Raw genomic sequence first — 12,894 nt, forward strand, 5'->3', positions numbered from 1 at the left:
AAATGAAAGAAAACAGGTGAGGATCTCTTTGTCTTCAAGTTCTTTCCAACTTTCTTTAGATTTAGCAAAAGACCATTTTAAAATCGGTGATTTAGACCGTGCCGAATTCCACCTTCGTTCCAGTTTAGAATTGGAAGAATCAGAGGAAGCCTATTTTTACTTGGGACTTGTCCAAAACGCTCTTGGATCCTGGAGTGATGCCTTGGCTTCGTATTACAAAGCCGTTAGTTTGGACCATGAATATGGAAATCCATGTAACGAAATTGGTGTTTTACTACTTCGTATGGGCAATGACAAAGAAGCAGTGTATTGGTTAAAAAAATCAGTACGATGTGAACGAAACGATGCACCACACATTTCTTATTTTAACCTAGCAACTTTGTATAAACTCTGGAACCGTCCAGAAAGATCCCTTCAATATTTGCACAAAGCTCTTTCATTAAAAAAAGATTTTTTAGAAGCAAATGAACTTTGGCGAGAGTTAAAAGCGGACGAAGAAGCTCCTTCCAATTAATTGTAGTCAGTGGGGAGGGGAACCGTTACCTCTCCCTCATACATTGGAATTTGCATTTTAACCCCTTTCCAATCTAAATAAGTGACTCCATCTTCCTCTATTAGAAGATCAGAAAGTTCTTTTGCAGCATTCCAAGTGAAACGGTATTTGATCCTTTCCTCAAGTGACCTAAGACCTAAGATTCCACCATCCTTCGTTTCATAAATTTCGAATGCACCAAATGGATAACTCCTACCATCATCGGTGAGGAATAGAATTTCTTCTTTGGTAACCTCAACGTGTAAGACATGGCAAGGGAAACCATCAATTTTGATATACCCATGTTCTGAAAGTTCGCCAAAGGTATTTTCAATGTAGACACCTTTTTCATTCCCATGGAGATTATTGCGAAAGTAGGTGAGGATTTCTTCTTTATCAATTGGGTTTCCGCGAAAAATCCATTCGTCGGCTGGTGATATATAGATTTCAGAATCAAATTTTCTTGGCATATGTTTATCGATACCGAAAGGCATACCCTTTCCAATACGGTAAGTTAGATTGTTGGAGGTAAGAGTGCGTAGTCCTTCCTTTTTGGTCCATCGTTTGAACGGAAAGTGTATCAATGGAGGTTTGGTTCTTTTCTGTCATCCACACACCATCAATTTTTCTAGCATACATATCTTTTTTAAGCCTAGGTTCATACTCTTCCCATGTTAAGTCTTCGGTATTACGAATGATGACTTCTCCCACGATTTTAAAGAGTTTTTTGGGCCTTTCTCTTAGGATTTCCACATCTTGCCAGGAAGATACCTTATAACGATGATCATTTGGACGAAAATCAGGTTCTGGGATAAAATCCACGGACGAACATCCCAAAAACACGACGAGGAATAGGATTGGGTAAAAATTGAACCGCATTTTATACCTTAGACAAAAATATGCTATACATTGGTAGAATTGCCATAGGATAAGCAATACAAAGATTTAGGCACCAAGCTTTCATGGAAGAAACAGACATCGGGAAACGCAAACGGGAAAATGTACTCAAAATTGGTTACTCTACCTTAGATGAAATTGAGGAAAAAGTAAAGGCCTTTCGAGTTATGAACCAAAATGCCGTGAAAAAGCGGTATCTCATCACCCGAGACCCCATTTTAGACCCACAGGGAAAGGTGTTACTCGCTAAGGCACAGGAAATTGATGTTTCTGCAGCCAAACTGCTCAGAAGGCACTTCAAAGGTGCTGATATGTTCAAAGTGTTCCAACCAGACGAGGGTCTTGTGATCATTTCTGATATGTCTACCATGGAAGGAGTATCCTTTTCCATGGACATCGTGACCCAAATCATGAACTTGGGTGGTGGTGCTTATGAAGGTTTCATTGACCGAGTGGATAGTTTTGAAGACTTCATTGGCCTTCTCAAAAAAAACCTATTCCCCCGAATGATCATTGTTGGGTATTTGCCAAAAGAAAAAATCCAAACCGAAATCATCAATTTTGTGAAAGTAAAACGATTGGACAATTACCTTCGGGCATTGGAACTCACCCATTCCGTTTTCAAACCAACCGCTTATTTTCCCAAAATCAAACAAGTGAACATCTCACAAGAAGATCCAAAATCTTGGGGACGATTCGTGGTAGAGATCGTCCGCGAATACACAAGACCTTATTTTGTCGAAGAAGTGTAATTAAGACAAAATCATAGCTCGATTTAACATGGCACCTGCAATGTTCCCTGAATGGACAGCATGTGCCACTGATCGAAATATAGATGCCATATCACCAACTGCATAAACTCCTGGAAGATTAGTTTCATAAAAATTGGAAACTTCCAAATGACCACTCGGTAATATTTTACAACCTAAAGATTCTGGTAATGATGAATGTTGTACCATTGGGACACGCGCATAAAGAACATCGAGAGGAGTTTCCTTACCTGATACAAACTGAATTGATGTTAACTGACCTTTATCATGAATGAGTGTTTTGACTTTTTCTGTTATAAAACTGACTCCTTCCTTTTTTAATTTTACTTCTTCTTCCTCCGAAAATTGAATCGGACCATTTGTATAAACTTTTATTTCTTTTGCCCAATGTTTAAGAAATTTAGCATGTTCGAATACGCCGTTTTCATTCATCCATAACCCTGTCGTTTTACCTACAACTTCATATCCATGACAATAAGGACAGTGAAGTATCGATTTGCCCCAAGATTCTGCAAAACCAGGTATTTCAGGTAATACATCCTTAAGTCCAGTAGCAAAAATAATTTTATCAGCTTGGAGAAGGGGAATCCCATTCCCTTTTAATAAAAACCCTTTGTCAGATTTTTCAATGGAATTCACTTCACCATATATGGAATGGAAATTGGGATACTTCGATAAATCGTAAATGGTTTTTTCACGGATTAACTTTGGATTCGTTCCGTCATGTGTAATGAAGTTATGCGATGCAGGTGTATTTTGATTACAAGGATTTCCAGAGTCGATGACGACTATATTTCTAAGGGAACGGACAAGGGATAGGGCAGCGGAGAGTCCAGAAAAACTCCCTCCAATAATGGCAATTTCAAAGGATTGAATGGATTTCATAAATGCAATTATGTTGCATTTATGAAATCTGACAAGGATTAAACTTCGTAGAAAGTTAAATTTTCATACAGTTCTTTTGGTAAGTTACCACTGGTATCCATGTACTTTTTGTACTTGTTTTCAAATTCTTTGTGTTGGCGTGTGCGGATGTTTTTGAAGCGGTTATGGAGTTCTGCATACGCAGGTTGTGATGATATTTTTTCCCGAATATTTTTATGAAATGGGATATGACGGTAAAAAATAGAACGTACCACTCGGTTGACACGTTGTACCCCTTCTGCTTCATACCGGATCCATAAAGAATAATCATAGGCAAATTTATCACGGTCAGTACGGAACCGTTTGAACTCGGATGAAATTTTTTCTTTGAGCTCAGGAGATAGGTCCTTACTTTTCTTATAAAACTGCACATAATCGGTGTAATCGGCTGTGATCGATGGAATCCCAACGTTATTCCAGTCTGGTCCCAGGATATTTTTACAAAGTTCCCAACGGAAAGCAGCGATTGCTTCCAACATAAAGGTTTTGAGGTCACCAGTTACAAAATGTGGGATACAAATCCTACCTCTTGATTCTTTTGATCCCGCTCCACGGAAAATGGAAAGGTCTTGCCACATCATGATTTTGGGACCAATCGATGGAACGAGGATAAAATCAGGAATGATTGACCTTTGGATAAACTCGTTTTTGATTCCAATATCTTCGTTTCTGTAAATGACCTCACGATTGAAGGCAGTATAATCAATCCCTAATATGTATTGTAGTGCTTTTTCTACATCATCTTTGGAAACAAAACATTTTTCAAGAGGGATGGTAATGTGGTATTTTGTGAGAATTGGGAAATGGCTCGCAATATTCCCAGAAGTTAAACGTACGTTAGGTTCATACATGGAAGAAATTTCAGAACCAAGTCTAGCATCCCCAGTATCATAGTCTGGTGGGATGTCTTTTTCGGATTTGATCCCTGAATCTTTGAGATCCATTTTTAATTTTTCAAAAAATGTCTGTCCAAGTTCGTCTACTGAAGTGGGAACTTCCCGTGAGTAAATTTTTTCTAACCAATCGGTACCGTGGTGGATAGGTGCACTTGGATTTCCACCCGGTTGGTACAATCTACCTACTAGTTCTACGATATGACCGTCGTCTAGTAAGGTTTCGTCAAAGTAACCATAACGTAACATGAGTTCAACGGCTTTGGGGGCCTGTTTCCCTGATTGTAACCATTTTGTGAAGGATTTTTTATAAACATCCCAATATGTTTTCGCAATGGTCCTTCGGATTTTTCGATTGTCTGGTTCTGGATCAAGTGGGTTTTTGAAGGACTTTAGTTTTACCATTAAGGTTGAAAACTCTTTGACTGCTTCTGGATCTGCTTGTGAGTAGTTTAGGATTTGGCTCGCAGAGTTAAGAAGTTCCACTTTAAGCGCTTTGGTATCAATGCCAGCTCGGATTGGATCTCCACCTTGTGCAATCGCTTCCTCTTTGTTTTTCTGAGCAGTTAGTTCATGTCCATACTTAGCAGTCAGTTCCGATTGTTTGGATTCGAGTTTGTCCAAACTATTGCCAACACTTGCATAATTAGTTCCAAAAATTTGTTTGTATTCATCCAGAAGAGATTTGGATTTTTTTAATGCCCACTCGGTAATGGGAAGTAAAACTGTGGAAGGAATTGTGGAATAACCAGTGTTAAATAAATCTAATGTAAGATTAAATTTCTCAAGTAGTGCATTTTCTCCAACAAACATGGAATTCATCATTTCTGATAAATCATATGTTTCTTTGCTAAGGAGTTCAAATAATTCGCGGTAAGTTTTTACGTAACTTTCAGCAGCACTTTGTAAAAGAGTTGGATCGGCTTCAAACAAGGCTTGTGAAATTTTCGGATTCACAGATAAAATTTTTCGTATGAAATGGAATTCTGCATCATTCCATTCGATGGATTCACTATAATCTTTTTCAAAAAATTCACCGTGGTCTTCTTCTAAAAAGTTGATAGTTGGTTTGTCAGGTAACATCCCGCCGTGTTCTTGGAAACCAGCCAAATTATTTCGAATCAGTTTCATTACAGGATCAATGATGTTTTCATCTCGAGTGATCATCGCTCCTGGTGTGACATCAGAAAAGATAGATGGATTCAAAATATAATACACAGCACCCAAGTTATCCATCGTTTGTTCAAACTTAGAAGAAAGCCCTTTGATAGATAATACCCGTTTGTAGAGTTCACCAATTTCTTTCAGTAGGGTTCGAACGGCCATGACTCCAACAGATACTTTTGATGTGAGTGTTTTTTTGGCATTGGCTTGGTTCATGACATACGTGGATACAACACATGAAGTTTTAGCGCGAATGGTATAAGGGTAGGGTGTTCCTTCGAGTAAAGCAAAGATGCCTGGTGTTAAATTGGCTCCTTCCAAACTGTACAAAACAATGCTTGTGTCGCCGAGTGTGGTCTCGATTCGCACCGAACCCTCATGGAGGATGTTCATGGAAGTTGAGGCCTTACCACCGATGAAAAGGACTTCACCTGGATTGACTGGGATCTTTTGGTTATTTTTACTGGTATCTAGAGGCATTTGGTTGTTCGTAAAGGAAACTTAGGTTTCCGACAAACGCTAATAAAGAAGCGCCAAATTGCAAAATACTTTTTAGAAAAATACAACATGTTGCAGCCACAATTCAAATTAAATGCGAAAAAAGAAATTTATGTCCCAGGTGATAAGTCGATCTCACATCGTTCTGTGCTTTTTTGCGCCCTCTCCCAAGGGAAATCCGAAATCCATGGCTTTTTAGAAGGGGAAGACCCTCTTCATACCTTACATTGTTTTGAATCGATGGGACTTTCTGTCTCTTCCCTCGGAAAGGGAAGTTACACAGTCATAAGCCCTGGCAAAGAGAATCTCCAGTCTCCCCAAGGGGTTTTGGATTTTGGGAATGCGGGGACAGGGATTCGACTCTCTGCAGGTTTGCTATCAGGTCTCCCACAAATACAAGCAACACTGACAGGAGATGCCTCTCTTTGCAAACGACCTATGGCTCGGATCATGAACCCATTAAAAGAGATGGGAGCTGACATTCGTTCTGTTGAAGGAAACGATAAGGCACCACTTTTTATCCAAGGAAAACAACTAAAAGACTATTCCTATAAGAGTCCTATTGCTTCGGCACAAATTAAAAGTGCTCTTGTCCTTGCCGCTTTATCTTCTGGTATCTCGATTGATTATCAAGAATCAGAAGTATCGAGAGACCATACTGAAAATATGATTCGTTTCCTTGGCGGAAACATCATCCACCATTCCCCGATTCACTTTACAGTCAAACCTCCCTATGTTTTTGAAGGGGCAAAGTATGTGATCCCTGGTGATATTTCGAGTGCTGCATTTTTCATTGTGTTTGGTTTATGTGGGGGAGGGAGTGAACCTCTTCTCATCAAAAATATAGGACTCAATCCATCTCGGATTGGAATCATCACAGTTTTACAAAACATGGGTGGTAAAATTGAAATTGTCGCCAAACGAGTGGAATGTGGGGAAGAAATAGGTGACTTACTCATTTTCCCATCAAAACTCAAACGTACAGTGATTACTGAAGATTTAATTCCTTCCATCATTGATGAAATTCCCATTTTAACCGTTGCTGGGCTTTTTTCAGAAGGTGGATTTCAAATTTCTCATGCAGAAGAACTGAGAGCTAAAGAATCAGACCGGATTCATTCTATGGTTTCCAATTTGGAAAAGTTAGGTATCCATGTGAATGAAGTAAAGGATGGATACGAGTTTGGTGAAGTTACCTCCATCCAAAAAACAAAAATCGAAACCTTTATGGACCACCGCATAGCGATGAGTTTTGCGATCCTTTCTAAACTTACTGGTGTAGATTTGACATTTGATGATACAAGTTGGGTTGACACAAGTTTCCCAGGATTTTTTGAAATACTAAAATCCATGTAAAGTAAGTCTCACGTGAGAAACTTGTATCCTATTGTTGAAACCATTAACAAAAATGGTCTTTAATGAGTATGCGTTTCAGAAATGAAAAGATGAGCTCTCATTGTGATTTCAAATTCATTCCTTTCTAGTTTTGTAAACTCATAAGCGAGAGGGAGCTTGTAATCCTTAAGCAAACGTAACAATCCTAATCCAAAATTTGGAATCCCTTTATGATGTGCTTCGAGTGCTTCGAAATATAAATCATTGATATCATGTGTTTGGATAGTCTGAATTTTGTTTTCAAAAATTGCCTTCATCCATGGAGTGATTTTATTTTTTACTTCGATCCTCAGTTGGTTTCCTAAGTCCTTAACCTCTATTTGGATTTTACTTTCTTCTTTGTCGGAATATTTTGCAGCATTTTCAACTAGTTCATTGATCACCGTTGAAATCGTATTTTTATCAAGTTGTTTTGATTCGAAAGAGTGAAAGTAAAATTGAGAAATGAAATTGGACAAAACATCACATCGTTTCCAGTAAAATACCATGTCAGCTGCAGAAACTGAAATGGAAAGTTGGCTATGGTAATAAATGTTTCCTTGTAATAATAAATTTTTCTCATCATTTGTTTGATTGGAATTCGATTGAGAATTCAAATGAATGGGTGAGAAATCGGTAAGAACGTTAGTTTGAAATATTGGATTGGGTAAACAAACAAATGACATAGGACACCTCTTTATGTTCTAAGGATATAACAATCCAAACGAATCGTCGTCAAAATGGATCAATTCATACTCGTATATTCCTCCGTTTCGATCGAATCGGACAAATTGTGTTGGTCTTTGCCATATCTTTTTTTCGATTCCGATGGAAAAGCAATGTCACTCCAAAAAAAAGGAATGGTCATAACAGATGGCTCTCTTGCATCTTGAGTCTAAAGGTCACTAATTCAGGAATGAAACGGAACCAGTTGGTAAATGAATGGATTTATTTTTTCAGACACATTTTGAATCATTGAACTTTTTTCTCTTATTTTCAACCTTACTTGCCTTTCTTTATGCGGTAGGGGAGTTTTTCAGTTATCATAAAAATCGAAAACAAATCTTACTAGGGATTATATTTTTAGGAACTAGTTACCATTTATTCAATTTATACCTGGTTTCTTCTGGGCACATTGATTCTTTTTATCCTATGTATCTAACCAATTTACCCATGATTGCTTGTTTGGGTGTTTTATTAGATGAATATTTTCTCATCGTATTGGAAGGAAAGTTTCGTTCGTTCAGGCGATTGTCGTATCGCCTCGTACCCATTTTGATATCCTTTCTTTTGATCATTGGCTGGAATCTTTGGAACCACACCAATGATTTGCTCAGGCAAAGTCATGGAGAAAATCCATACTTAGAGAGACCAATTGCCTTGGTTCTAGTTACCATTTTGATTTATTTATGGTGTATGATTCGTATTGTCTGGCGTATTTCTAAAAAAATTCGATGGAGTACGTTTCGCAAAAACTACACACTTCGTATTGGAACAACAATTGTAAGTTTTTGTTTTGCTCTATCATTATATGGACTCAATACAATCGCCACTGGGGATCACACTTCTTTCCAAATTTCAGGGCTTGCGATTGGAATTTTTTTATGCATTTTATATGTGATTCGCCAGAGTTTCCCCGATTTCTTTTTGGAAGTTCGTAAGATTGTAGAGGATGAAAAAAAAGCAAAAATCTCTCAGATCTCAAAATTAGATCATAATCTCATCCGTGATAATCTAAAACAATTATTTGAAGTGGATAAGATTTACCGAGATGAATCACTTAACCTTCGTGATCTAGCAGAAAAAATGGACTTAAGTTCACACCAACTCTCTGAGTTTTTGAATTCAGAGATGAAAAAAAGTTTTTATCAGTTCACTAACTCATACAGAATCAACGAAGCCAAAGACCGGATACAAAATGAACCAGAAAGGTCACTACTTGCCATTGCTTATGATGTTGGTTTTGGATCCAAATCTACCTTTAATGAAGCCTTCAAAAAAGAAACTGGCACCACACCAAGAGAATACAGAGAAAAAATACTAAAAAAACATCCTATTCGATCCAGTCGGACGTAGTTTTCCGCCCAATCCGATCCAGTCAGACGATTTGGAAAACCAAACGCTGTATGATGGAGTCAAGTTTGTGAGAGTGAGTGTGAAACTTCTCTCAAAACAAATTTGTTACAAGGACAAAGCCATGAAAAAGAAAATTAGTTTATTAATAGCGATTGTATTTGCTTCCCAAACCATGTTTGCAACTGAAGCAAACCAAATGAACGTAAAAGAAGCAGCAAAAATTTTAGTGAGCAATGGTATGACCAACAAAGAAGCTCATGAATACTTAAAAGCACATATCACTCCAAGTGAATTTGTAAGAATCAAAAGAGCAATTAAAAATGCTGAATTCGCAGGAACACTAGACCAAGATTTGGATCACATTGTTTCTTCCATTCAATTGAAAGAAGCGACTGGTAACTACCTACATGGAAACAACTTTAAAATCATGGAGAATGTTTTAGCTTCTGTTACTGTTGTAGCCATCGTTGGTATATTAGTACATGCTGGTGGTTTTGGAACAGTTGTGACTGGTGGTATGTATGACTCTGTAGGACTTGGAATCTAATCGATTCTCATAACCTTTCCTGAATCAACCAAATCTTGCTTTTCCAAATGAATCCAGTGGAAAAGCGAGATTCTTTTCTAACCAATATGTATCTTACGGAGGAAATCCATGAATTTGAATCAAATGAAGAAACGATTTTTTGGTTTCTCTTCAATCTTCTTACTGTTTTTGACAACAAACATTGTTGGTATTTCCCAAGTGGAAGATCAAGTTTTGGATTGGGATCAAAATCAAAAACAATTTGTTCAAAAAAAAATACCAAGAGACGACTTAAATCTTAAGTCAACATCTCACTATGTTTTAGAAAACTTTTCCATTCATTCCCAGTTCGAAAAAGATCCAATTCTTTTGGAACAAGTATTTGGAAATCGTAAACTACTCACATTGGGTTACCAACTCCAAAAAATTGAATCTAGATTTCATCATATCTATAAACAGGCCGGATTCAAAAATAGTAAAACAACTTCGAATGAGAAAATCATCATCCGAGTGGATGCCCCTTTTGTGTATTCCCCATTATTGTACTATGATCCCAAGGTAAAACTAAAGAACACTGCACTCACAATCCCTCCTTCCGAAAAACAAGGGCAATGGAATAACGAGATGTGGTTTGCTCCCAAATGGGATTTCCCGATCGTAGATCGATTTGTTTTTGATCGAATCATTGATACTGCTGCTTGTCCTGATGCCATTTACCACGAATATACACACCTTATCACAGGAAAATATTTAGGAAACAATGCAATTGGACGTTCTCTCGCGGAAGGAATTTCTGATTATTATGCTGCTTCCATGATTGATTATCCCGAGTTATATTCTCATAAGACCTGCGAAGGAGTGAAACAACAATTGCTTGTTAGTTCCTTTCGTTTGGACAGAGAAATTGGTTTTTATGATTCAAACATGGAAAGTGATTTTAAAAAGAATTTTACATTCATCCCTTCCATTTTGTGGAAGTACAGGTCAGTGGTAGGCAAAGAATTGGCAGATCTTACGATTTTCCAAGCGATTACCAAAACAAATGTTGGTGATCGATTTTTTCCTGAATTTACTAACACGTTATCAAACTCATTGTATCTAGAATCCAAAAAACAATTTGGTGAAGAGAGAGCCAAAGAATTAGTGAACCAGGTAGAAACAGAAATTTGGATTCCAAAAAGAGTGTTTACGAATTATGGTTTTCAGAAATCTGTTTTTTCGCTTTTGCCAAAAAAGAATCTTCGGCTAACTAATGCAGATGCTAAAACATTTGAATTTTGTCAGAATCAAAACGAATTCGAGTTTTTTTGGCAAGATGTGAATGTGAATGATCCTACTTTGCGTTTTTATTGGAAATGTGACCAAGTAAAACTACCAATGCTAATCCAATTTGACCAATCAAACTCACGCAATTATTTAATATCAAAGGATTTACATTCCTTAAATGGTAAAATGAAGTTTGCAAGCCCGAATGCCTGTAATCCGGATGTGAGTCGAACAGGTATGGATGAAAAATTATACTTACAAATTTGTAATTATGCGAGAGAAAATTATTTCTATTGGAAAACAATGGAAAAAGAGATGCGATTGTCCTGGAATGATCCATCGGATTCTTTTGAGAAAAGGCAGTTTGTATTAGAATTTGCTTATTTAGGGAATGCCAAAAATAAATTTAAATACCAGTTTGAATCAAACTGATCCTGGTTTTTGGTATGGAAATTTGAATTTGTACTCAGTGTGTTTGTCACCATTAAATGATAGATCTCCATGGATTTGTTTTGTTAACATGGTGACTAAACTGAGACCAAACCCTTGGTTTTCGGAATTGGCTAGTTGAAAATTAAATCCATTACCGTTATCGCCAATGAACAAATAAAAATAATCTTCTTCCTGCCATACTTTGATTTGAATTTCGAGTTTGTTTTCCGTATTCCTGGAATATTTCATACTATTGGTTAATAATTCATTTGTGATGATCCCTATCGCACGTAGTTGGTCTGTGGTCAATTTGAGATTTGCGATATTTAGATTTAATTGTACGGGATAAGGGAACAAGGATATGATTTCGTTTGTGAGTGGTTCTAAGTATTCCTTTAATGGTAATTCATTGTTATCTTTTTCCGTATAAAGTTTATCATATAAAACAGACATTGTTTTAATTCGGCTTGTTGCTTCTTTCAGAGATGTTTTGACAGTTTCATTTTCATGGGAGTTTGCTTGTAACTCTAATAAATTGTTCAAAATAGTCATATTGTTTTTGATACGGTGATGAACTTCACGTAGTATCATTTCTTTTTCTGAAAGTAATGCATTTACTTTTTCTTCTGCAATTTTTCGTTCTGTGACATCATGTATGATAGAAAATAAAACAGTGCGGTGGTTGGATTCAATCGGAGTTGAAAAAATCTCAACTTGTTTGATTTTGCCAGATGCTAATTGGTGAGAGAAAGAGGAAGCACTTTTGTTTTGGTCAAACAAATTGATGTTTTTTTCTTCGGAATGATTGTGGTTTGTAAAATTTAAGTCACCCAAATTCATTTGGATGAGTGTATCGTGAGAATAACCATAAAAAGAAGTCGCAGACTCATTTGCATTTAATATCTTTCCTGAAACTGGATCAATGATTAGGATCACCGATGAATTTTTTTCAAAGAAGTCACGGAATCGTTTTTCACTTTCCAAAAGTTTTGTGGAAGTGATAGATTTTTCAATTGCGATACTTACTAAATCAGCCGTTTCCGAAATGATAAAAATATCAAATTCGGTGGGGCTAACAATCTCTCGATGGTACATAGCAAACGTTCCCACAACTTCCTCTGTGTGAGATCGAATTGGTTCAGACCAACAGGAACAAAGTCCAACACTCAGTGCAATGTCCTTGTAATTTTTCCAAAGAGGGCTTTTACTAATATCTTCTACAATGATTCGTTTTCCAGTGTAAGCTGCTGTACCACAAGACCCAACTTCAGGACCAATCGAAAGCCCTTCAATTGCATCGTTATAAATTTTGGGAAGAGAAGGGGCGGCACCAATTTTAATTTTTGAATTTTCAATGAGAACAATGGTACAAATGAGAGAAGGGTTCAGTGTCTCAATCCCTGAGACGATTTCGTTTAAAATTTTTTGTAAGGGTGAATTTTTGACAATTTTTTCCAGAATGCCACTCCGGAAACTTTCAAAGTCAGCAATTCGTTCTGGATCCAGATTACGATTTCGAACTTTCACGAAAACCCCACCTTT

12 protein-coding genes are annotated in these 12,894 nt (G+C 37.1%); 6 read left to right on the forward strand and 6 right to left on the reverse strand.

Translation table 11 applies throughout. The features are described from left to right. The first annotated feature begins 28 nt into the window (after positions 1 to 28). Entirely contained in the window at positions 29 to 514 is a 486-nt protein-coding gene (locus CH354_RS12355) for a tetratricopeptide repeat protein (RefSeq protein WP_100717701.1), read from the forward strand. On the opposite strand, the gene CH354_RS12360 is transcribed toward CH354_RS12355, so the two are convergent. Together CH354_RS12360 and CH354_RS12365 are read right to left on the reverse strand one after the other, a co-directional pair. Next, the gene (locus CH354_RS12360; protein WP_100726983.1) at positions 511 to 1,026 is read right to left on the reverse strand and encodes a hypothetical protein; all 516 of its coding nucleotides are present in this window, start codon (positions 1,024 to 1,026) and stop codon (positions 511 to 513) included. The genes CH354_RS12355 and CH354_RS12360 overlap by 4 nt on opposite strands. Next, a complete protein-coding gene (locus CH354_RS12365; RefSeq protein WP_100717703.1) occupies positions 1,007 to 1,411 on the reverse strand; it encodes a hypothetical protein in 405 nt (134 codons plus the stop codon). The genes CH354_RS12360 and CH354_RS12365 overlap by 20 nt, the downstream gene beginning before the upstream one ends. A gap of 83 nt (positions 1,412 to 1,494) precedes the next feature. Here CH354_RS12365 and CH354_RS12370 point away from each other — a divergent pair, with 83 nt between their 5' ends. Next, positions 1,495 to 2,181 (forward strand): hypothetical protein, encoded by a 687-nt coding sequence (locus CH354_RS12370; RefSeq protein ID WP_100717704.1) that lies wholly within the window; start codon positions 1,495 to 1,497, stop codon positions 2,179 to 2,181. On the opposite strand, the gene CH354_RS12375 is transcribed toward CH354_RS12370, so the two are convergent. Together CH354_RS12375 and CH354_RS12380 are read right to left on the reverse strand one after the other, a co-directional pair. Further along, positions 2,182 to 3,084: an NAD(P)/FAD-dependent oxidoreductase gene (locus CH354_RS12375; RefSeq protein ID WP_100726982.1), complete on the reverse strand. Its 903-nt coding sequence runs from the start codon at positions 3,082 to 3,084 to the stop codon at positions 2,182 to 2,184. Positions 3,085 to 3,122: 38 nt separating this feature from the next. After that, positions 3,123 to 5,660 (reverse strand): cyclic nucleotide-binding domain-containing protein, encoded by a 2,538-nt coding sequence (locus tag CH354_RS12380; protein WP_100766497.1) that lies wholly within the window; start codon positions 5,658 to 5,660, stop codon positions 3,123 to 3,125. An 87-nt stretch (positions 5,661 to 5,747) separates the two neighbouring features. On the opposite strand from CH354_RS12380, the gene aroA reads away from it, so the two are divergent. Further along, positions 5,748 to 7,034, forward strand: coding sequence for a 3-phosphoshikimate 1-carboxyvinyltransferase (gene aroA / locus CH354_RS12385; RefSeq protein WP_100727126.1), 1,287 nt, complete (start codon positions 5,748 to 5,750; stop codon positions 7,032 to 7,034). 59 nt (positions 7,035 to 7,093) lie between these two features. Here aroA and CH354_RS12390 read toward each other — a convergent pair whose 3' ends face one another. Next, entirely contained in the window at positions 7,094 to 7,738 is a 645-nt protein-coding gene (locus CH354_RS12390; protein ID WP_207762686.1) for a DUF6272 family protein, read from the reverse strand. Positions 7,739 to 7,994: 256 nt separating this feature from the next. Here CH354_RS12390 and CH354_RS12395 point away from each other — a divergent pair, with 256 nt between their 5' ends. The 3 genes from CH354_RS12395 (at position 7,995) to CH354_RS12405 (ending at position 11,352) form a co-directional block, all read left to right on the forward strand. Next, positions 7,995 to 9,128, forward strand: coding sequence for a helix-turn-helix domain-containing protein (locus CH354_RS12395; RefSeq protein WP_100726980.1), 1,134 nt, complete (start codon positions 7,995 to 7,997; stop codon positions 9,126 to 9,128). 31 nt (positions 9,129 to 9,159) lie between these two features. Continuing rightward, the gene (locus CH354_RS12400) at positions 9,160 to 9,675 is read left to right on the forward strand and encodes a hypothetical protein (RefSeq protein WP_243396069.1); all 516 of its coding nucleotides are present in this window, start codon (positions 9,160 to 9,162) and stop codon (positions 9,673 to 9,675) included. 108 nt (positions 9,676 to 9,783) lie between these two features. Continuing rightward, positions 9,784 to 11,352 (forward strand): hypothetical protein, encoded by a 1,569-nt coding sequence (locus CH354_RS12405; RefSeq protein WP_243396070.1) that lies wholly within the window; start codon positions 9,784 to 9,786, stop codon positions 11,350 to 11,352. Here the strand turns inward: CH354_RS12405 and CH354_RS12410 are convergent. Then, positions 11,344 to 12,879 carry a histidine kinase dimerization/phosphoacceptor domain -containing protein gene (locus CH354_RS12410; RefSeq protein ID WP_100727125.1) on the reverse strand — a complete coding sequence of 512 codons (1,536 nt, stop codon included), beginning with the start codon at positions 12,877 to 12,879 and terminating at the stop codon, positions 11,344 to 11,346. The two genes, CH354_RS12405 and CH354_RS12410, sit on opposite strands and share 9 nt — an antisense overlap. Positions 12,880 to 12,894 lie beyond the last annotated feature (15 nt).

Origin of the sequence: Leptospira levettii, assembly GCF_002812085.1 — a bacterium.
GTDB classification, from domain to species: Bacteria; Spirochaetota; Leptospiria; order Leptospirales; family Leptospiraceae; genus Leptospira_A; species Leptospira_A levettii.